Here is a 20,629-nt window from a genome sequence, read left to right as displayed (position 1 = left end):
TGGGGTTTGTCCGGCAGGCGACAGTTGACGTTAACGTTAACCTGCTATCCTGTCACCCAAAATCAACACCACAGAGGAGACGAGATGACCTACGCCATCGAAGCCCAGCCGCTCTGGCAGCCCAATCCGAATACCGTCGGCGACACCCGCATGGCCATGTTCATGCAGGCCATGGGCCATGGCCGCTATGCCGATCTCTGGCAATGGTCGATCGACCAGCCGGAAGCCTTCTGGTCCAGGCTGTGGGACTTTTGCGGTGCGGTCGGGGACAAGGGGCAAACGGTGCTGCGCGATGGCGACAAGATGCCCGGTGCCCGCTGGTTCCCCGAGGCGCGGCTGAATTATGCCGAGAACCTGCTGCAGCGGCGCGAGGGCGAGGCCTTGGTCTTCTGGGGGGAAGACCAGGTCAAGCGCCGGATGAGCCGGGCCGAGTTGTATGCCGAGGTGGCGCGCTTCCAGCGCTTCCTGGTTGACGCTGGCGTCGGCGAAGGCGACCGGGTGGCCGGCTACCTGCCCAACCTGCCGGAAACCTTGATCGCCATGCTCGCCACGACGGCACTGGGCGCCATCTGGTCGTCAGCCTCGCCGGATTTCGGCGTGCAGGGTGTGCTGGACCGTTTCGGCCAGATCGCGCCCAAGGTGCTGGTCTGCGTCGATGGCTACTGGTACAACGGCAAGCCGGTCGACTGTCTGCCGAAGAATGCCGAAGTCGTCGCCCAGATGCCTTCTCTGGTCAAGACGGTTGTCGTTCCCTACCTTGCTTCCCGGCCGGCACTGGAGGGCATCGCCGGAGCGGTGCATTGGCAGGACATTGCGTTGCCCGCGCCGGGGGCCGAGGTCAGCATCCGGCGCGTGGCCTTCGATCACCCGTTGTTCATCATGTATTCCAGCGGCACCACGGGCGTGCCGAAGTGCATCGTCCATTGCCACGGTGGTGCGCTGCTGCAGCACCTCAAGGAGCACCAGCTGCACAGCGACGTGCGCCCCGGCGACCGGCTGTTCTACTTCACCACCTGCGGCTGGATGATGTGGAACTGGCTGGTTTCCGGCCTGGCCTGCGGCGCCACGCTGCTGCTCTACGACGGCTCGCCCTTTGCCGACCAGGGCAAGGTGCTGTTCGATCTGGCGCAGGCCGAAAAGATGACCCATTTCGGCACCTCGGCCAAGTTCATCGACGCCGCTGCCAAGATGGGTCTGACGCCGGGCAAGACGCATGACCTTTCCGCCCTGCGTGCCGTGTTCTCGACCGGCAGCCCGCTGTCGCCGGAAGGCTTCGACTGGGTCTATCGCGAAATCAAGCAGGACATCCTGCTGGCGTCGATCTCCGGTGGCACCGACATCATTTCCTGCTTCGTGCTCGGCAACCCGGTGCTGCCGGTCTATCGCGGCGAAATCCAGTGCCGCGGGCTGGGCATGGCGGTCGATGTGTTCGACGACGACGGCAAGCCGGTGCGTTCGGAGAAGGGCGAGCTGGTATGCACCAAGCCCTTCCCGGTCATGCCGGTCGGTTTCTGGAACGACCCGGACGGCGCCAAGTACCGTGCCGCCTATTTCGAGCGTTTCCCGAACGTCTGGTGCCACGGAGATTTCTCGGAGCTCACCGCGCACGACGGCATGATCATTTACGGCCGTTCGGACGCGACGCTGAATCCGGGCGGTGTGCGCATCGGCACGGCGGAAATCTACCGCCAGGTCGAAAAACTGCCGGAAATCCTCGAGTCACTGGTCATCGGGCAGGATTGGCCGCCGGGCAGGAACGACGACGTGCGCGTCGTGCTTTTCGTCAAGCTGCAGGAGGGGCATACGCTCGATGCGGGATTGATCGACCGGGTCAAGAAGCAGATCCGCGACAACACCACGCCACGCCATGTGCCGGCCCGGGTCGTCCAGGTGCAGGATATTCCGCGCACCAAGTCCGGCAAGATCGTCGAACTGGCCGTGCGCAACGTCGTGCATGACCGGCCGGTGAAGAATGTCGAGGCCTTGGCCAACCCCGAGGCGCTGGCTTTCTTCCGCAGCCGCCAGGAGCTGGCGGAGTAGGGCCGGGGTCGACTAGACCCGACGCTACTAGGGGCCGAGCCGGGAGCCGATCAGCGGCATCCGGCCGGCCAGATTCCGGCCGAGGCCGAGCAGGGAGGCGAGTCCCCCGGTGATGCGCCGGCTGGCTTCCGGGCTTTCGATCCAGCGGTAGAAGAGCATCGCGGCGAGCAGGCTGGCGCCCCATGACAAGCCGAGGCCAAGTCCCGTGGCGAGCGGCGAGTCGTAACCGGCCTGGGCGTACAGCGCATTGGCCAGTAGCAGCACGGGGAAGTGCACCAGAAAGATCGAGTATGAAATCTGGCCGAGGAAAGCGAGCGGCCGGACATCCGGCCAGCGTTCGAGCAGGCCGGAGCGCCGTCCGAAACCGAGGAGCAGGGCGACGGTCAACGCCAGCAGGATGCGCAGGCGGAAATCGACGATCAGGGCCGCGACGGTGACGCAGACCATGACGCCCAGCCAGGCCGACATCTGCCGGCGTTCAGAAGCCCACCAGGCGGCGGCACCGAGACCGTAGGAGCCGAAGAAATAGATCGCCCAGTTATCCCAGGTGGCATCGCGGTTGAACCAGAACAGCGAGGCAGTGGCGACGGCGAGCACCAGCGCCGGCGCGACGAGGCGCCGCCGGCCGGCCCAGAGCAGGATGGCCATCAGCGCAAACAGCTGGAAATCGATGGCAATGTACCAGACGCCGGCCGACAGCGCATCGATGCCGAGCAGGCCGTGTAGCAGGGCGGCATGGGCCAGCCATTGCTTGAAGGTGGCGCGGGCGGGAATGGCCTCGTCGTCCAGCCAGCGATCGGCAATGGCGGCGGCAATGATGGCCAGGCCGATGGCAGCCAGGTAAGGCACGACCAGGCGCAGGTAGCGCTTCCAGATCAGGGGCAGGGGGGATGCCGACAGGGCCTGGCCCTGCGCCGCCAGGCCCCGGGCCGCCAGGAAGCCGGCGATCACCAGGAACACCTGGACTGCCATGCGCCCGTAGGCGAACAGCCAGTCGAAGACGGCGGGGAAATGGTGGCGCGCCGATTCGGCCAAGGGGCCGTAGGATGAAAAATGGTGGGTCAGCACCAGCAGTGCCGCGATTGCCTTGAGGGCGTCGATCAGCAGCATACGATTCGAATTGTTGCGCATAGGGGCGGTTGCTTGCCTGGGTGCCGGGCACCCAGGCGGGGGCGGTTTCTGGCGATCTTGTCCTAGTAGAAACGCGCGACGAAGGATTTGGTGTACAAGGCCGGCAAATCAATCCAGACACGATGGCCGCTGCCGGGGGCGATGTCGACCGCTTCGCCGGCTGCGTTCTCCATGCGGCCGATACGCTGAACGTGGTTGCCGGCCGGATGCACGCATTCCACGGTATCACCCAGCGCGAAGCGGTTCTTGACAGCAATTTCCATCAGGCCACGGTCCGGATCGAAGGCGACCGCATCGCCGACGTACTGGCTTTTGTCCGATTCGGAGTGGCCGCGCAGGTAATTCTGGTAGTCGGCATCGTGGTGGCGCTGGTAGAAACCGTCCGTGTACCCGCGATTGGCCAGGTTCTCCAGTTCGCCGAGCAGGCGGGCATCGAAGGGGCGGCCGGCCACGGCGTCGTCGATGGCCTGGCGATAGGCCTGGCAGGTGCGGGCGACGTAGTAGGGGCTCTTGGTGCGACCCTCGATCTTCAACGAATCGACGCCGATCTCCACCAGGCGATGGACATGTTCGATGGCACGCAAGTCCTTCGAGTTCATGATGTAGGTGCCGTGCTCGTCTTCCTCGATGGGCATCAGTTCCCCGGGGCGCTCCTTCTCCTCAAGCAGGATTTCGGCATCGCGGTCCATGAACTGCACGGGCTGCGCGGCCGGGGTGTGCACCTTGTAGTCCCAGCGGCAGGAATTGGTACAGGTGCCCTGGTTGGGGTCGCGATGGTTGAAATAGCCGGAGAGCAGGCAGCGGCCGGAATAGGCGATGCACAGCGCGCCATGGACGAAGACTTCGAGTTCGATATCCGGGCATTGCTGGCGGATTTCGGCCACTTCGTCGAGCGACAGTTCGCGCGACAGGATGATGCGCGTGAGCCCCAGCTTCTTCCAGAAGCGAACGGCGGCCCAGTTGACGGTGTTCGATTGCACCGAGAGGTGGACGGCCTGCTCGGGCCAGGCCTCACGCACCATGTCGATCAGGCCGGGGTCGGACATGATCAGCGCATCCGGCTGCAAGGCGATGACCGGCGCCATGTCGTCGAGGTAGGTGGCGAGCTTGGCATTGTGCGGGAAGATGTTGCTGACGACGAAGAACTGCTTGCCGCGGACATGGGCCTCGGCGATGCCTTCGCCGAGCTTTTCCAGCGTGCCGAACTCGTTATTGCGGACGCGCAGGCTGTAGCGCGGCTGGCCGGCGTAGATCGCGTCGGCGCCGAAATCAAAGGCGGTGCGCATCATGTCGAGCGAGCCGGCCGGGGCGAGAAGTTCGGGCGCCTTGCGCATAGTAGAATCCAAGAAAAACCGCGAATTGTAGAGCGTATGACCGAAGAAATCCTGATCAATTTCACGCCGCAGGAGACCCGCGTTGCCGTCATGCAACAGGGGGTTGTCCAAGAGCTGCATATCGAGCGGACGGCCAGCCGCGGTCTGGTCGGCAATGTTTATCTGGGCCGCATCTGCCGCATCCTGCCCGGTATGCAATCGGCCTTTATTGAAATCGGTTTGGAGCGCACCGCCTTCCTGCACGTCGCCGATATCTGGCAGCCGCGCGAGACGGCTACCGAACGGCCGATCGAGAAGATCCTGGCCGAAGGGCAGAGCATCGTCGTGCAGGTGGTCAAGGATCCGATCGGTACCAAGGGGGCGCGCCTGTCGACGCAGATTTCCATCGCCGGTCGCATGCTGGTCTATCTGCCGCAGGAAAAGCATATCGGCATCTCGCAGCGCATCGAGTCCGAAGCCGAACGCGAGGCGCTGCGCGAGAAGCTGACCAAACTGATGCCGGAAGACGAGAAGGGTGGCTTCATCGTTCGCACCATGGCCGAGAACGCCAGCGAGGCGGAGTTTGCCACCGACATCGCCTACCTCAAGAAAACCTGGGCCGACATCCGCGACAAGGCCCGCGTATCCGGGCCGCCGACCCTGCTTTACCAGGAACTGTCGCTGGGTCAGCGGGTGCTGCGCGACTTCGTCAATCCGGAAACGACGCACATCTTCATCGACTCCCGGGAGAACTTCCAGAAGCTGACGACCTTCGCCGAGGAATACACGCCGGCCGTGCTGCCCTTGCTCGAACACTACACCGGGCAGCGCCCGCTGTTCGATCTGCACGGCGTCGAGGAGGAAATCCAGAAGGCGCTGGCACGCCGCGTCGACCTGAAGTCCGGCGGTTACCTGATCATGGATCAGACCGAGGCGATGACCACCATTGACGTCAACACCGGCGGCTTCGTCGGCGTGCGCAACTTCGACGACACCATTTTCAAGACCAACCTGGAAGCGGCGGTCACCATCGCCCGCCAGCTCCGGCTGCGGAACCTGGGCGGCATCATCATTGTCGATTTCATCGACATGGAAAACGAAGAGCACAAGAAGGCGGTGCTCGATGAGTTCAACAAGGCACTGGCCAGCGACCATACCCGCCTGACCGTCAATGGTTTCACGGCGCTCGGTCTGGTCGAGATGACCCGCAAGCGCACCCGCGAATCGCTCGCTCACGTGCTGTGCCAACCCTGCCCGACCTGCGGCGGTCGCGGTGAAGTCAAGACGGCGCGCACGGTGGCCTACGAAATCCTGCGCGAACTGTTGCGCGAAGCGCGTCAGTTCAATGCTCGCGAATATCGCATCCTGGCCGGCCCGGCGGTTGTCGATCTCTTCCTTGACGAGGAATCGCAATCGCTGGCCATGCTCTCCGATTTCATCGGCAAATCGGTGTCGCTGCAATCAGAGCCGAGTTACTCACCGGAGCAATACGACATTGTGTTGATGTAATACCCCCCACCAACAGAGGAGACAAACCATGAAAACAGAACCCGAATTCGACAGTCTGGTGCCGGCGCAAAGCTTCGACCGGCGCAGCTTCCTGGCGACCAGCCTGGGCGTCGGTTTTGCCGTCGCCACCCAGCCGGTCATCGCCCAGACGGCGATCAGGACCGATGAGATCGGTCTGCTTGCCGGGGAAATCAAGGTGCCGGTCAAGGATGGCGAGCTGGTCGCCTATCGGGCGGCTCCGGGCGGTTTGAGCAAGCCGCCGGTTATTTTGGTCGTGTCGGAAATTTTCGGTGCCCACGAGTACATTCGCGACACCTGCCGTCGCCTGGCCAAGCTCGGCTACTGCGCCATCGCCCCCGACCTGTTTGCTCGCCAGGGCGATCCGCGGCAGATTGCCAGCATTCCGGAAATCCTCGAAAAAATCACCAACAAGACGCCCGACGCGCAGGTGATGAGCGATCTCGATGCCTGCGTCGCCTGGGCTGCCGCCCAGGGCGCCGATACCCGCCGGCTGGCGGTGACCGGGTTTTGCTGGGGCGGTCGCATCACCTGGTTGTACTGCGCCCACAACCCTGCCGTGAAGGCTGGCGTCGCCTGGTACGGCCGCCTGGTCGGCACGGTCAATGCGGTAACGCCGAAGCATCCCACCGAACTGGTCGGTGAGTTGAAGGCGCCGGTGCTGGGTCTCTATGGCGGACTGGATACCGGTATTCCGCTGGAAACGGTCGAGGCCATGGAGCAGGCCCTGCAGCAAGGCAGTGCTGCCGCGAAAGCCTCCGAAATCCACGTTTACGACAACGCGCCGCATGCCTTCCATGCCGATTACCGGCCGAGTTACCGCAAGGCGGAGGCCGAGGACGGCTGGCAACGCATGCTCGCCTGGTTCCGTAAAAACGGCGTCTGAATGCGGGGTGGAGGGGCGAAAACAACGCCCTTCGTGCTAACCTTCGCGCCTCACCCTGATCCTGTTTCATCATGACCACAGAAACCACCCCCGAGAAAGCCGTCGATCCGCGTGCCCTGCTCAAGGACCTGCAGGCCCGTTTTGACGTTTTCCGCTCGTTCAGCCCGCTCGCCATCGGTATCGACAAGCAGGTTTTCGCCCAGTTGCCGGATGTCAGCAAGAAGGCCCTCCGCCTGGCCATGCGCAGCCATACCATCTCGACGCGTTACCTGAAGGAAATGGAAAAGGGGACGGTGCGCCTCAATCTCGATGGGACGCCGGCTGGCGAAGTGACCGACGAGAATCGTCAGCACGCCGCCGAATTGCTGCGCGAGCGTTTCAAGAAGCAGGCTGAGCAGCGCAAGGCTGCTGCTGCCGAGGCCAAGGCCGAACAGCGTCGCCAGGAAAAGCTGACGGCCCTGGCCGAGAAATTCAGCCGGAAATAGGTAATGGCGAGGTAATAGCGCCCGGCAAATGCAAAAAGGCCAGTCGATCGACTGGCCTTTTTGCTGGCATGCTGTGGTTGCGGGGGCAGGACTTGAACCTGCGACCTTCGGGTTATGAGCCCGACGAGCTGCCAACTGCTCCACCCCGCGTCCGGTGGTGATTCGTCGAAACGAACCGGGTACTACTGAAGCAAAAAGCCCCGGCAAAAGCCGAGGCCAGTGCTTGAATTCTGGTGGGTCGTCACAGATTCGAACTGTGGACCTACGGATTAAGAGTCCGCTGCTCTACCAGCTGAGCTAACGACCCAGAATCCTTTGATAATGGTGGGTCGGGCGAGATTCGAACTCGCGACCAACGGATTAAAAGTCCGCTGCTCTACCGACTGAGCTACCGACCCGCTCAAAGGAGCGCGAATTATATAGACCACCCCGGGGGGCGTCAACGAAAACGTCAGATGTTTGCGATTGGCTTAGGTTCGCAAGCCAAGGCGTCGGCAGATTTCGGTCGTCAAACTCGCTTGGTTCATGGCATAAAAATGCAGCCCCGGCGCCCCGCCCTTGAGCAGGCGCTCGCACAGCTCGGTCACCACGTCGAGGCCGAAGGCGCGGATCGAGTCGCTGTCGTCGCCGAAGCTCTCGAATTTCTTGCGCATCCAGCGCGGCAGTTCGGCCCCGCAGGCATCGGAGAAGCGGGCCAGCTTGGTAAAGCCGGCGATGGGCATGATGCCCGGGACGATGGGGATATCGACGCCGAGTGTCCGGGCTTCGTCGACGAAGTGGAAATAGGCGTCGGCGTTGTAGAAATATTGCGTGATGGCCGAATTGGCACCGGCTTTGACCTTACGGGCGAAGGCTTCGAGATCGTCCTGCGGGCTGCGGGCCTGCGGGTGCCATTCCGGGTAGGCGGCAACCTCGATGCTGAACCAGTCGCCGGTTTCGGCCCGGATGAATTCGACCAGTTCGTTGGCGTAGCGAAATTCGCCGGCTTCGGCCATGCCGGAAGGCAGGTCGCCACGCAGGGCGACAGTGCGCTTGATGCCGGCGGCTTTGTATTCAGCAAGGATTTCGCGGATCGATTCGCGGGATGAGCCGATGCAAGACAGATGCGGTGCGGCGTCGAAGCCTTCGGCGGCGATTTCCTTGACCACGGCGAAGGTGCGTTCGCGGGTCGAGCCGCCGGCACCGTAGGTGACCGAGAAGAACTGGGGCTGCAGCTTGGCCAGTTCGGCCCGGACCCCGCGCAGCTTTTCGATGCCTTCCGGGGTCTGGGGCGGGAAAAATTCGATGGAGATTTCGGGTTTCATTTATTCAACCAGATGAAAAATTCGCGGTTGCCGTCACCGCCGGTAATCGGGCTGTCCAGCCAGGCGCGGACGGTCAGGCCGAGCTGCTGGGCGCAATCGTGCAGCTTGCGCTCGACCTCATGGTAGAGCGCCGGGTCGCGGACGATGCCGCCGCGGCCGATGTTGCCGGGGCCGACTTCGAACTGCGGCTTGACGAGCAGCAGCATGTCGCCGCTAGGCGCAAGCAGTGCCGGCAACTGCGGCAGGATCAGGGTCAGCGAAATGAAGGAGACGTCGCCGACGATCAGGTCGAAGCCGCCTTCCGGAAAGGCGGCGCCGAGGTCGGCGACGCTCAGGGCACGGCAGTTGATGCCTTCCAGGCAGGTGACGGCAGGATCGGCGCGCAGTTGGGCATGTAACTGATCATGCCCGACATCAACCCCGACGACGTATTTGGCGCCGTTCTGCAACAGGCAGTCGGTAAAGCCACCGGTCGACTGGCCGACATCGAGACAGACCTTGCCGCTGGCGCTCAGCCCGGTATGGGCCAGGGCACCGGCCAGTTTCTGGCCGCCGCGTGAGACATAGTGGGCGTCCGGGTCGGCAGCGACGATCAGCGGCGTGTCATCCGGCAGGTCCATCGCCGGCTTGCTGATCGGGCCGCCGGCCCAGCTGACGCGGCCTTGCTTGATCAGCCATTGTGCCGCCGTCCGCGATGGCGCCAGTTTCTGGGCAACGAGCAGGGCATCCGCCCGCGATACGCCAGCCGGCCGTTCGTAAGACGGCTCGCGAACCGGGCGCGGCTTTTTCTGCCGCGCGTGGAAGGAGTTCATGCTCATATTGGTTGCTAGTTGGTAGTTGCCAGTTGTTAGCAAAAGCGGGAGGCGCTTTTGACTTCCCGCTAATGACAAGGGACTGGCAACTAACAACGGCCTTAGTAGCGGTAGTGGTCGGTCTTGTACGGGCCATTGACCGGCACGCCGATGTAGCTGGCCTGAGCCTCGGTCAGCGTCGTCAGCTCGGCGTTCAGCGTCTTCAACTGCAGGCGGGCGACCTTTTCGTCGAGGTGCTTCGGCAGCGTGTAGACACCCACCGGGTAGTCGGCGGTCTTGGTAAACAGCTCGATCTGGGCGATGGTCTGGTTAGCGAACGACGAGGACATCACGTAGGACGGGTGGCCGGTGGCACAGCCGAGGTTCACCAGGCGGCCCTTGGCGAGCAGGATGATGCGGTTGCCCGACGGCAGGGTGATGTGGTCGACCTGCGGCTTGATCTCTTCCCACGGGTAGCCTTCGATCGACGCGACGTTGATCTCGGAATCGAAGTGGCCGATGTTGCAGACGATGGCGTTGTGCTTCATCTTGACCAGGTGGTGGTGGTCGATGACGTGGTAGTTGCCGGTGGCGGTGACGAAGATGTCGGCCTTGTCGCAGGCGTAATCCATGGTCACGACGCGGTAGCCTTCCATCGCGGCCTGCAGGGCGCAGATCGGGTCGATTTCGGTGATCCACACCTGGGCCGACAGGGCGCGCAGGGCCTGGGCGGAACCCTTGCCCACGTCGCCGTAGCCGCAGACGACGGCGATCTTGCCGGCGACCATGACGTCGGTGGCGCGTTTGATGCCGTCGACCAGCGATTCGCGGCAGCCGTACAGGTTGTCGAACTTGGACTTGGTGACCGAGTCATTGACATTGATGGCCGGGAACTTGAGTTCGCCACGTTCGTGCATCTGGTACAGGCGGTGCACGCCGGTGGTGGTTTCTTCGGTGACGCCCTTGATCTTTTCCAGACGAGTCGAGTACCAGGTCGGGTCGGTCTTCAGCTTGGCCTTGATCGAGGCGAAGAGCACGGTGGCTTCTTCGCTGTCCGGATTGTCGAGCACCGACAGATCCTTCTCGGCGCGGGCGCCCAAGTGCAGCAGCAGGGTGGCATCGCCGCCGTCGTCGAGGATCATGTTCGAGTAGCCGCCGTCGGTCCATTCGAAGATGCGGTGGGTGTAATCCCAGTATTCCGGCAACGATTCGCCCTTGACGGCGAAGACCGGGATGCCGGCGGCGGCGATGGCGGCGGCGGCGTGGTCCTGGGTCGAGAAGATGTTGCACGAGGCCCAGCGGACTTCGGCGCCGAGCGCGGTCAGCGTCTCGATCAGCACTGCGGTCTGGATGGTCATGTGCAGCGAACCGGTGATGCGCGCACCCTTCAGCGGCTGGGTCTTCGCGAACTCCTCGCGAATGGCCATCAGGCCCGGCATTTCGGTTTCGGCAATGCGGATTTCCTTGCGACCCCAGTCGGCAAGGCTCAGATCGGCAACAACGTAGTCATTGAATTCAGCCACAGTAAGCTCCTAAGTAACTGTGACCGGGGAGGGGGACGGCGTGAAAGCTCACCGGTAACCCCTGCGCCCGGCAGGGTTGAACAGTGAGCGCCGTTTAGAACCGAGCCTGAGAGAAATATCCCCTGCAGCGCCCCTCGGTAGGTTGCGGATTATAAACCGTTTTTCGGCCGGAAATCAGCCATTGTCGCCAGCCCAGTACTGGTCGATATCCTTGATGCCCCACTTGGCGGCATCCTCACGCCCGGCGATCTTTTCCGCGCTGCGGGCCAGATCGATGATTTCCGGCTGGATGTAGGCCTGTGACTTGGTCGAGAAAAACACCTTGACCTTGGGTTTGAGCAGCGATTGCTCGCCCTGCTCAATGACCACGCCGAGTTTGCCGGAGGCCAGCTTGACCAGCGAACCGATCGGGTAGATGCCGAGGCTCTTGACGAAGGCCTGGAAGACCAGCGGATCGAAATGCCCTTTCCATTCGGCCATGCGCTTGATCGACTCGGCCGGATCCCAGCCGGCCTTGTACGGACGGTTGGAAGTCACCGCGTCATAGACGTCGCAGACAGCCCCCATCTTGGCAAACAGGCTCATCGTCTCGCTGTTCAGCCCCTTCGGGTAACCGCTGCCGTCAATCTTTTCGTGGTGATGCAGGCAGACGTCCTTGGTGATATCGCTGACGCTGCTGCCTTCGAGCAGCAGTTTGTGGCCTTCCTCGGGGTGGGTCTTGACCAGGTCGAATTCCTCGTCAGTCAGCTTGCCGGGTTTGTTCAGCACGTCGAGCGGGATCATCGCCTTGCCCAGGTCGTGCAACAGCCCGGCCATGCCGGCTTCGCGGACTTGCGTTTCGTCGAGGCCAAGCTGGCGGGCCAGCGCAATCATCAGGGCGCAAACGGCGACCGAATGCATGAAGGTGTAGTCGTCGGCTGTCTTGAGCCGGGCCAGGCTGATCAGGGCGCCCGGATTGCGCATGACCGAATTCGATATTTCCTCGACCAATGGCGCGGCGGCCTCGGCTTCGATCGCCCTGCCCATGCGCGCTTCCTGGAACATCGACACCACGGCTTCCTTGCCCTTGGCGACGATTTTTGTGGCCCGCTTGATTTCATCGCTGAATGTCGCCCGTTCCTGCACGACGGGCGGTTCTGGCGGGATTTCCAGGGCGGTCAGGGCGGCCTGGCTCCCTTCTGCGTGGGAGGCGGCAACGTCAATCCCTTTGGAAATGTCGATCCATACCTCCCGGATCGAGCTTTCGGCGATCAGGGTCAGGTCGTTGGGGTCGGTCAGAACAAACTTGGTTCGCCAGAACGGGTGGTCCAGCCATGCACCGCAAAAACCTTCCAGATGCATGCCGAGCGTGAGTTGTTCAACAGGAATTTTCTTCAGCATATTTGCCGATTTTAACGAAAAAGGGAGCCGAAATGGCTCCCCTTTTTCAAATCTTCACAGTGCCAAGCAAGTGTTACAGCCTGGCAGCCGTGCTACCGGTTTGTTGTGTGCTTACAGTCCGGCGTCGCCGCGTAGCAGCGCCGCCCGGTCGGTGCTTTCCCAGGTAAATTCCGGCTCGTCGCGGCCGAAATGGCCGTAGGCGGCAGTTTTCTGGTAGATCGGGCGGAGCAGGTTGAGCATGTTGACGATGCCCTTCGGACGCAGGTCGAAATGCTTCTTGACCAGTGCGGTCAGGGTTTCGTTGCTGACCTTGCCGGTGCCGAAGGTCTCGACCATGATCGAGGTGGGGTGGGCGACGCCGATGGCGTACGACACCTGTACCAGGCACTTGGAGGCTAGGCCGGCGGCGACGATGTTCTTGGCGACGTAGCGGCCGGCGTAGGCGGCGGAACGGTCGACCTTGGACGGGTCCTTGCCGGAGAAGGCGCCACCACCGTGCGGTGCGGCCCCGCCGTAGGTGTCGACGATGATCTTGCGGCCGGTCAGGCCGCAGTCGCCCTGCGGGCCGCCGACGACGAAGCGGCCGGTCGGGTTGACCAGATACTTGATATCGCCCTTGATCAGTTCCTTCGGCAGCACCGGCTTGATGATCTGCTCGATGGTCGCCTCGCGCAGGTCTTCCAGGCTGATGTCCGGTGAGTGCTGGGTCGACAGGACGACGGTATCGATCGAGTCCGGCTTGCCATCGACGTAGCGGATGGTGACCTGCGACTTGGCGTCGGGGCGCGCCCACGGCAGGCGGCCATCCTTGCGCAGCATGGCCTGGCGCTCGACGAGGCGGTGCGACAGGTAGATCGGCAGCGGCATCAGCGACGGGGTTTCGTCGCAGGCGTAGCCGAACATCAGGCCTTGGTCGCCGGCACCCTGGTCGAGGTTGTCGTCGTAGGCCTTATTCACGCCCTGCGCGATGTCCGGGCTCTGCTTGTCGTAGGCGACGAGCACGGCGCAACCCTTGTAGTCGATGCCGTATTCGGTGTTGTCGTAGCCAATGCGCTTGATGGTGTCGCGGGCGACCTGGATGTAGTCGACGTTGGCGTTGGTGGTGATTTCACCGGCTAGCACGACCAGGCCGGTGTTGCAAAGGGTTTCGGCGGCGACGCGCGAATGCGGATCCTGCGCCAGGATGGCGTCGAGGATGGCATCGGAAATCTGGTCGGCGACCTTGTCGGGATGGCCTTCGGAAACGGATTCCGAAGTGAAGAGATAATCGCTCAAAGCATGCTCCAGTGGTCCTATGATCCGGCGTTACCTGCCTTGGACCACGAGCGGGCGACGCTTTAGCAGAATTTGTGAATCGCCCCGCAAGTTGTCTGTTTAACTCGGCGATCGGATAATAGTAATCTTTTCTCAGGGGGAATCAACCCCCGGAGCTTCATGGTTTTTCTCTTCCGCCTGCTTTCCCTGTTGCCGCTAAGCCTGTTGCACGCCCTGGGCGGTGCCCTCGGCCGGCTGGTCTATTGGCTGTCGCCGACCTATCGCCGGCATTTGCAGGAAAACATGGCGCAGGCCGGTATCGATGCTGCCCTGCACGGTGCCGTGGCCGCCGAAACCGGCAAGCAGATGATCGAATTGGCGCGCATCTGGATGCGTCCGCTGGAAGAGGCGGTGCCGCTGGTCGCCGAAGTCACCGGCTGGGAGCATGTCGAGGCGGCTCGCCAGGCTGGCCAGGGCATCGTTTTCCTGACGCCGCACCTCGGCTGTTTCGAGATTACGGCCCAGTATCTGTCCTCGTTTGGCGACATCACGGTGCTCTACCGCGAGCCCAAATCGGCCGCCGCCAATGAACTGATCCTGATGGGGCGCAAGCGCGCGCATCTGCATCTGGCGCCGGCTGATCTGTCCGGTGTGCGAGCGCTGATCAAGGCGCTGAAGAAGGGCGAGATGGTCGGCATGCTGCCCGACCAGGCGCCGAAGACCGGCGAGGGTGTCTGGCTCAAGTTCTTTGGACGCTACGCCTACACCATGACGCTGGCGGCCCGACTGACCGAGACGGGCGCCATGTCGCTGCTCACCTGGGGTGAGCGCCTGCCGGGCGGGCGTGGCTACCGTATCCATTTCCTGCCGCCACAGACGCCGTTGTCGGGGACGACTGTCGAGCGGGCACAGCAGATCAATCATGAGGTCGAAACCTTGATCCGCCAGTGTCCGACCCAGTACCTGTGGGGCTACAACCGTTACAAGCGGCCGGGTGGCGCTGAGCCACCGCCGGTGGAGTAAAGCGTGAAGATTGCATTGACCTGGCTGCTGGTCGGCTTCCTGTGGCTGTTGCACTGGCTGCCGCTGCCTGTCCTGCGTGTGCTGGGGGCGGGGCTTGGCCGCTTGCTCTATGCCGTGGGCCGCGAGCGGCGCAAGGTCGCACTGACCAACCTGCGCCTGTGTTTCCCGGAGAAGACGGAAACCGAACGTGAGGACATCGCCCGTCGGCATTTTGTCGCCTTCGCACAAGCCGTACTTGACCGCACCCTGGGCTGGTGGGCGTCGAGAGAGCGGCTGGAGCGGATCATCCGCATCCATGGCGTCGAGCATCTGAAAGATCCGGCTGGCCGGCCGGTGATCATGCTGACGCCGCACTTTGTTGGCCTCGACGCGGGTGGTACGGTGGTATCGATGCACGTCGTTGGCTGCAGCGTCTTTTCCATGCAGAAGAACCCCGTGCTCAACAAGCTGCTTTATGATGGCCGGATGCGGTTCAACAAGGCAGTGTTGCTGTCGCGCCAGGATGGCATGCGCAAGATCGTCAAGGCGATGAAGGAGGGGCACCCCTTCTACTATCTGCCGGACATGGATTTCGGGCCCAAGGAGTCGATTTTCGTGCCTTTCTTTGGCGTTCAGGCAGCGACCATCCCGGCGTTGTCGCGCCTGGTGCGACTGACCGGTGCGCGTGTCGTGCCGGTGATTTGCCGCCAGGTCGCGGATGGCTACGAGATCGAGGTCATGCCGGCTTGGGAAAACTTCCCCGGCGACAGCGTCGAGGCAGATACGGCTCAGATGAACCGCTTTATCGAATCGCAGGTGCTGCGCATGCCGGAGCAGTACTTCTGGTTGCACAAACGCTTCAAGACCCGGCCACCCGGAGAACAGAGGTTTTACAAATGAACAACAACCTGAAGGTGGATATTCGCCCGATCACGCCGCCCGATGTGCCGGCCATCGCCGCGCTGGCCCGTGAAATCTGGCAGGCGACCTACCCTGGCATCATCACCCAGGAGCAGATCGACTTCATGCTTGAGCAGCGTTACGGCCATGAGCGCCTGTACGACGATCTGGAAGACCTGCACAAATGGCTCGACCAGGCTTTCCATGACGGGCGCCGTGTCGGTTTCGCCTTCAGTGAAATCTACAAGGGCGAGTTCAAGCTCGACAAGCTCTACATCCATCCCGATGTGCAGCGCCGAGGTGTCGGCGGGCAATTGATCGCCCATGTTGCCGAGCGGGCGAAGCGTGAGGGTTATCCCTGTCTCATCCTGCAGGTGAACAAGCGCAACGTGAATGCCATCAACTCGTACAAGAAGTATGGCTTCGAGGTGCGCACAGTCACCGTCGATGACATCGGCGGCGGCTACGTGATGGATGATTACGTGATGGAGAAGAAACTTTAAGATTTTGGGCCAAAGTGCTGTCTCTGCTATGATTTTCCGAGTCAAACAGCGGAGCGGCACGTGATATTCAAATTCTCCAAGATGCACGGTCTGGGCAATGATTTCGTTGTCCTCGACGGCGTGCGCCAACAGGTTTCCCTGAGCCCGGAACAGCTGGTTTATCTGGCCGACCGCCATTTTGGCGTCGGCTGCGACCAGATTCTGCTGGTCGAGACGCCGAGCCAGCCCGGCGTTGATTTCCGCTACCGCATCTTCAATGCCGATGGTGGCGAGGTCGAGCAATGCGGCAATGGCGCCCGCTGCTTCGTACGTTTCGTGCACGACCAGGGACTGACCGACAAGCGGCAGATCCGCGTCGAGACCCTCAAGGGCATCATCGAACCGCGCCTCGAAGCCGATGGCAATGTCACCGTCGATATGGGCGAGCCGCGCTTCCTCCCGGCCGAAATTCCCTTCCTGGCCGACGACGACGTGATCATCCATCTGCTCGACGTGGCGGACGAGACGCTGGAAACCACGGTGGTGTCGATGGGTAACCCGCATGCCGTGCAGGTGGTTGACGATGTCGATACCCACCCGGTCGGCGAGCACGGCCCGTTGATCGAACGACACCCACGTTTCCCGAAGCGGGTCAACGCCGGCTTCATGCAGATCATCGACCGCCATGCCATCAAGCTCCGCGTCTATGAGCGCGGCTCGGGCGAAACCCTGGCCTGTGGCACCGGCGCCTGTGCGGCGGCAGTGGCCGGCATCCGCCGTGGCTTGCTCGATTCGCCGGTGCGGGTCATGACGCGCGGCGGCGACCTGAACATCGCCTGGGGCGGCCCGGGGCGTCCGGTCCTGATGACTGGCCCGGCGGTTACCGTATTCACTGGAGAAATTGAATTATGAGCGCCATGTTTCCCGAAGAAATTGCGGACTACCTGAAGAACAATCCAAGCTTCTTCGAGCAGTACGCCGACCTGATGGCGCAGATTTTCGTGCCGCATCCGCACGGCGGGCGCGCTGTGTCGCTGGCCGAGCGCCAGATGCTGACCCTGCGCGAGAAAAACCGCGCGACCGAATCCAAGCTGGCCGAGTTGATCGCCTTCGGCGAGGAAAACGACGCAATCAGCGAAAAGGTACATCGTCTGGCGGTGGCCCTGATCGCGGCCGAGACCTTCCAGGCCGTCATCCACCTGCTCAATTTCCACCTGCGCGACGATTTCTCGGTGCCGCACGTTGCGCTACGCCTGTGGGACAAGCCGGAAGGTGTCGAGGATCTGCCGGAATTCGCCGCAGTAAGCGAAGAACTGCAGGTTTTTGCCGAAACCCTGGCCCGCCCGTACTGCGGCTCGACGGCTGGTTTCGGTACGGCTTCGTGGTTCGGCGAGCATGCCGCACACATCCGTTCGCAGGCGCTGATCGCCCTGCGCAACGGCGGCGGCACGATCGGCATGATCGCGCTGGGCAGCGAAGACAACCAGCGCTTCTATGCCGACATGGGCACCCTGTATCTCGAACGTCTGGGCGAGATGGTTTCCGCCGCACTGGCCCGGGTGACCAAGAGCGTGCTGTGACCGATCCGGCGGCCGATTCCCCGCTGGCTGCCTACCTGGCCGAGTTGTCGGATCAGCGGCGGATGTCGCCGCACACCATCAGCAATTACCGGCGTGACCTGGAGAAGCTGCTGGCCTTGTCGGGTGATATCCCGTTGGCCAGTTTGCAGGTGCATCACATCCGGCGCTTCGTCGCCCAGTTGCATGGCCGGGGGCTGTCCGGCCGCTCATTGGCCCGTTTGCTCTCTGCCTGGCGTGGCTTCTTCCTGTGGCTCGGCGAGCGCGGGCTGGTGAAAGCCAATCCCTGCGATGGCATCCGGCCGCCCAAGTCGCCGCGTCTGCTGCCCAAGGCGCTGTCAGTGGACGAAACGGCCCGTCTGCTGGACGCGGTGGAGGATGGCGATCCCGTTCAGGCGGCGCGCGATCTGGCGATGTTCGAGTTGTTCTATTCCTCCGGCCTGCGCCTGGCCGAACTGGTCGCCCTCGATTGCGATGTGCTCGATACCGTCCTGCACGAGGGTGAAATCCGCGTCCTCGGCAAGCGCAGCAAGTTGCGTCTGGTGCCGGTGGGCAGCAAGGCGCGCGAGGCGCTCGCCGTCTGGGCCGCCATGCGGGGCGAATTAGCCTTGCCGGGCGAGAGGGCGCTCTTCGTTGGCGTGCGCGGGGGGCGGATCAGCCCGCGCATGGTCGAGTCCCGGCTGGAACGGCGCGCCCAGCGACTGGGGTTGCCGACCCACGTCCATCCGCACATGCTGCGCCATTCCTTCGCTTCGCATGTCCTGCAATCCTCAGGCGACCTGCGCGCGGTACAGGAAATGCTCGGCCATGCCAGCATCGCGTCGACGCAGGTTTATACCCATCTCGATTTCCAGCATCTGGCCAAGGTCTACGACGCCGCGCATCCGCGGGCCAAGGCCAAGCCGCGTGGGTGACTTTGGCTGGAGCGGGAAAGGCGGGAGAATGAAACTTCGTCACCTCTCAGGAGCTCCCTCATGGCTGCAACCTCGCAACGCGCGCTGATTGTCATCGATCTGCAAAACGACTATTTCCCGGACGGCAAATTCCCGTTGTGGAATACCGAGGCGGTGCTTGGCCAGGTCGAATCGGCCATTGCCCGGGCGCGGGCGCAAGGGGTGGCGGTCATCCTGGTGCAGCACATTGCGGATGCCCCGAACGGCGCGGCACCGTTTTTCAATGCCGGAACGCGCGGTGTCGAACTGCACCCCCGCATCCTCGCCGCCGCGCCGGATGCCGTGGTGGTGACCAAGGCGCAGGCTGACAGTTTTCTGAATACCACGCTGGAAGAAAAGCTGGCCGCACTTGGTGTTGAGGAACTGCTGATCTGCGGCATGATGACTCAGAACTGCGTCACCCATACCGCCATCTCGAAAGCGGCTGAAAAATACCGGGTGGCGGTGCTGGGCGACTGCTGCGCATCGGTGAGCCAGATGATCCATGTGATCGCCTTGAAGGCCCTGGCGGCGCGTGTCCCGGTCGTGGAATCGGCCGGTGTTCTGTAGCGTGGTGGCAGGCAAGAGCAAAATTCCCGAAAAATCAAGGCTTCGTTGACGATTTTTCCACCAGCCTCTATGATTCACGGTTTCGAAAAATCGCCGGATTCAAGGAGTTTTCATGGCCATCAACCGTAACCGCCGTTCTTCCCTGGAACGCCGCTGCGTTTCCAAGTCCACCAAGCGCCTGTTCAAGGGCGACGGCAAGACCATGTTCAAGACCATGTACGCTGCCGAGTGCCACCAGCGCAACCGCAAGGCCCTGGGCGCCTAAGCGTTAAAAGGTTTCAGCGGGCCCCGGTTGCTGCAAGGTAACCGGGGCTTTGTACTTCTGATTTCAGGAAAAACATGGCTCAGCTGATTTTGCTGCCGGGCAAGGAACGCTCCTCCTTCAAGCGCCATCCGTGGCTGTTCGCCGGCTCGGTCGGCCGGCTGGAAGGGCGGGCGCGGCCGGGCGATACCGTCGAGGTGCTGTCCGACGACCTGAAGGTGCTGGGGCGGGCGGCCTATAGCCCGCGTTCGCAGATTCGGGCGCGCTTCTGGACATTCGACCCGGAAGAGTCGGTCGACGATGCCTTCTTCAAGCGCCGCATCGCCGCTGCGGTCGCGCGTCGCCAGGCCTTGCCGGAGCTGAAGGGGCAGCAGGGTCTGCGCCTGATTCACGCCGAATCGGACGGCCTGCCAGGCATCGTCGCCGACCAGTACGGGGACACGGTGGTCGTGCAATTGACGTCGGCCGGTGCCGACAAATGGCGCAAGGCCATCGTCGCCGGGCTGGTCAAGGCGACCGGCTGTGCCCGCATCTATGAGCGCTCTGACTCCGACGTGCGCGGCCTGGAAGGCCTGGAGCCGACGACCGGCTGGTTGTACGGTGAGCCGACGACCGCGGGGTTGAGCATCGACGAGAATGGTGTGCAGCTGGCGGTCGACGTCGTCGGTGGCCACAAGACCGGTTTCTATCTCGACCAGCGCGACAACCGCGCCTGGTTGCGCAGCGTGGCGGCCGGCAAGGACATCCTGAACTGCTTCTGCTACACCGGCGGGTTCTCGCTACAGGCGTTGGCCGGTGGCGCGGCGCATGTGCTGTCCATCGATTCGTCCGGTCCGGCGCTGGCCCAGGCGCGGGCTAACCTGGGGCTCAATCCGCAGTTACCGGCCGAGCGTGCCGAGTGGCTGGAGGCCGACGTCTTCCAGGCCCTGCGCGATTTTCGCAAGGCCGGGCGGACGTTCGACCTGATTGTTCTCGATCCGCCCAAGTTTGCTCCGTCGGCGGCGCATGCCGATCGTGCCGCACGCGCCTACAAGGATGTCAACCTGCTCGGCTTTCGCCTGCTCAAGCCGGGTGGCCTGCTGATGACCTACTCCTGCTCGGGCGGCATCGGGCTGGAACTGTTCCAGAAGATCGTCGCCGGTGCGGCGCTGGATGCCGGGCGCGAGGCGCGCATCGTGCGCCGCCTGTCCGGCACGGCTGATCATCCGGTAGCCTTGAACTTTCCGGAAGGCGAATATCTCAAAGGCCTGCTCGTCCAGGTCGACTGATC

At 62.9% G+C, this 20,629-nt stretch carries 20 protein-coding genes, 3 tRNA genes and 1 riboswitch; of the genes, 13 read left to right on the top strand and 10 right to left on the bottom strand.

Features of this window, described 5'->3' with window-relative positions; translation table 11 throughout:
• Positions 1-84 precede the first annotated feature (84 nt).
• Positions 85-2,040: an acetoacetate--CoA ligase gene (locus tag K420_RS0103330; protein ID WP_027456805.1), complete on the top strand. Its 1,956-nt coding sequence runs from the start codon at positions 85-87 to the stop codon at positions 2,038-2,040.
• Positions 2,041-2,067: 27 nt separating this feature from the next.
• Here K420_RS0103330 and K420_RS0103325 read toward each other — a convergent pair whose 3' ends face one another.
• Positions 2,068-3,171, bottom strand: coding sequence for an acyltransferase family protein (locus K420_RS0103325; protein WP_027456804.1), 1,104 nt, complete (start codon positions 3,169-3,171; stop codon positions 2,068-2,070).
• Positions 3,172-3,233: 62 nt separating this feature from the next.
• Positions 3,234-4,505: a prephenate-dependent tRNA uridine(34) hydroxylase TrhP gene (trhP, locus tag K420_RS0103320; protein ID WP_027456803.1), complete on the bottom strand. Its 1,272-nt coding sequence runs from the start codon at positions 4,503-4,505 to the stop codon at positions 3,234-3,236.
• A gap of 36 nt (positions 4,506-4,541) precedes the next feature.
• Here trhP and rng point away from each other — a divergent pair, with 36 nt between their 5' ends.
• The 3 genes from rng to K420_RS0103305 all read left to right on the top strand — a co-directional run bounded on the left by rng (position 4,542) and on the right by K420_RS0103305 (position 7,382).
• Positions 4,542-5,993: a ribonuclease G gene (gene rng / locus K420_RS0103315; RefSeq protein WP_027456802.1), complete on the top strand. Its 1,452-nt coding sequence runs from the start codon at positions 4,542-4,544 to the stop codon at positions 5,991-5,993.
• Between the two features lie 28 nt (positions 5,994-6,021).
• Positions 6,022-6,897, top strand: a complete 876-nt coding sequence (locus tag K420_RS0103310; RefSeq protein WP_027456801.1) for a dienelactone hydrolase family protein — start codon at positions 6,022-6,024, stop codon at positions 6,895-6,897.
• A 71-nt stretch (positions 6,898-6,968) separates the two neighbouring features.
• Entirely contained in the window at positions 6,969-7,382 is a 414-nt protein-coding gene (locus K420_RS0103305; RefSeq protein WP_035854452.1) for a ProQ/FINO family protein, read from the top strand.
• A 74-nt stretch (positions 7,383-7,456) separates the two neighbouring features.
• Here K420_RS0103305 and K420_RS0103300 read toward each other — a convergent pair.
• From K420_RS0103300 to metK, 8 genes are all read right to left on the bottom strand, one after another.
• Positions 7,457-7,532, bottom strand: a tRNA-Met gene (locus K420_RS0103300).
• A gap of 81 nt (positions 7,533-7,613) precedes the next feature.
• A tRNA-Lys gene (locus K420_RS0103295) sits at positions 7,614-7,689 on the bottom strand.
• A 15-nt stretch (positions 7,690-7,704) separates the two neighbouring features.
• A tRNA-Lys gene (locus K420_RS0103290) sits at positions 7,705-7,780 on the bottom strand.
• A 72-nt stretch (positions 7,781-7,852) separates the two neighbouring features.
• Complete coding sequence (gene metF, locus K420_RS0103285) at positions 7,853-8,686, bottom strand: methylenetetrahydrofolate reductase [NAD(P)H] (protein ID WP_027456799.1); 834 nt, start codon at positions 8,684-8,686, stop codon at positions 7,853-7,855.
• Positions 8,683-9,498, bottom strand: coding sequence for a TlyA family RNA methyltransferase (locus K420_RS0103280; protein ID WP_332308161.1), 816 nt, complete (start codon positions 9,496-9,498; stop codon positions 8,683-8,685). The genes metF and K420_RS0103280 overlap by 4 nt, the downstream gene beginning before the upstream one ends.
• Before the next feature lie 101 nt (positions 9,499-9,599).
• The gene (gene ahcY, locus K420_RS0103275) at positions 9,600-11,000 is read right to left on the bottom strand and encodes an adenosylhomocysteinase (protein WP_027456797.1); all 1,401 of its coding nucleotides are present in this window, start codon (positions 10,998-11,000) and stop codon (positions 9,600-9,602) included.
• Positions 11,001-11,078: 78 nt separating this feature from the next.
• Positions 11,079-11,142, bottom strand: a riboswitch (S-adenosyl-L-homocysteine riboswitch).
• 32 nt (positions 11,143-11,174) lie between these two features.
• Positions 11,175-12,380 carry an HD-GYP domain-containing protein gene (locus tag K420_RS0103270; RefSeq protein WP_027456796.1) on the bottom strand — a complete coding sequence of 402 codons (1,206 nt, stop codon included), beginning with the start codon at positions 12,378-12,380 and terminating at the stop codon, positions 11,175-11,177.
• 111 nt (positions 12,381-12,491) lie between these two features.
• The gene (gene metK, locus K420_RS0103265) at positions 12,492-13,655 is read right to left on the bottom strand and encodes a methionine adenosyltransferase (protein ID WP_027456795.1); all 1,164 of its coding nucleotides are present in this window, start codon (positions 13,653-13,655) and stop codon (positions 12,492-12,494) included.
• A gap of 159 nt (positions 13,656-13,814) precedes the next feature.
• On the opposite strand from metK, the gene K420_RS0103260 reads away from it, so the two are divergent.
• The 9 genes from K420_RS0103260 to K420_RS0103220 all read left to right on the top strand — a co-directional run bounded on the left by K420_RS0103260 (position 13,815) and on the right by K420_RS0103220 (position 20,627).
• Positions 13,815-14,657, top strand: coding sequence for a lysophospholipid acyltransferase family protein (locus tag K420_RS0103260; protein ID WP_027456794.1), 843 nt, complete (start codon positions 13,815-13,817; stop codon positions 14,655-14,657).
• A gap of 3 nt (positions 14,658-14,660) precedes the next feature.
• On the top strand, positions 14,661-15,536 hold the full coding sequence (locus tag K420_RS0103255; RefSeq protein WP_232422727.1) for a lysophospholipid acyltransferase family protein: 876 nt from the start codon (positions 14,661-14,663) through the stop codon (positions 15,534-15,536).
• Positions 15,533-16,039: a GNAT family N-acetyltransferase gene (locus tag K420_RS0103250; protein ID WP_035854449.1), complete on the top strand. Its 507-nt coding sequence runs from the start codon at positions 15,533-15,535 to the stop codon at positions 16,037-16,039. Before K420_RS0103255 ends, K420_RS0103250 begins: the two co-directional genes overlap by 4 nt.
• Before the next feature lie 60 nt (positions 16,040-16,099).
• The gene (gene dapF, locus K420_RS0103245; RefSeq protein WP_027456791.1) at positions 16,100-16,930 is read left to right on the top strand and encodes a diaminopimelate epimerase; all 831 of its coding nucleotides are present in this window, start codon (positions 16,100-16,102) and stop codon (positions 16,928-16,930) included.
• A complete protein-coding gene (locus K420_RS0103240; protein ID WP_198293785.1) occupies positions 16,927-17,598 on the top strand; it encodes a DUF484 family protein in 672 nt (223 codons plus the stop codon). Before dapF ends, K420_RS0103240 begins: the two co-directional genes overlap by 4 nt.
• On the top strand, positions 17,595-18,509 hold the full coding sequence (xerC, locus tag K420_RS0103235) for a tyrosine recombinase XerC (RefSeq protein ID WP_027456789.1): 915 nt from the start codon (positions 17,595-17,597) through the stop codon (positions 18,507-18,509). Before K420_RS0103240 ends, xerC begins: the two co-directional genes overlap by 4 nt.
• Before the next feature lie 60 nt (positions 18,510-18,569).
• Positions 18,570-19,097, top strand: coding sequence for a cysteine hydrolase family protein (locus K420_RS0103230; protein WP_027456788.1), 528 nt, complete (start codon positions 18,570-18,572; stop codon positions 19,095-19,097).
• 112 nt (positions 19,098-19,209) lie between these two features.
• Entirely contained in the window at positions 19,210-19,362 is a 153-nt protein-coding gene (locus K420_RS20375) for a hypothetical protein (protein WP_157274975.1), read from the top strand.
• A gap of 74 nt (positions 19,363-19,436) precedes the next feature.
• Positions 19,437-20,627, top strand: a complete 1,191-nt coding sequence (locus tag K420_RS0103220) for a class I SAM-dependent rRNA methyltransferase (protein ID WP_027456787.1) — start codon at positions 19,437-19,439, stop codon at positions 20,625-20,627.
• Positions 20,628-20,629 lie beyond the last annotated feature (2 nt).

It is taken from the genome of Dechloromonas agitata is5 (assembly GCF_000519045.1).
GTDB classification, from domain to species: Bacteria; Pseudomonadota; Gammaproteobacteria; order Burkholderiales; family Rhodocyclaceae; genus Azonexus; species Azonexus agitatus.
Note: the sequence above shows the minus strand (reverse complement) of the source record. Positions and strands in the feature narration are given on the sequence as shown.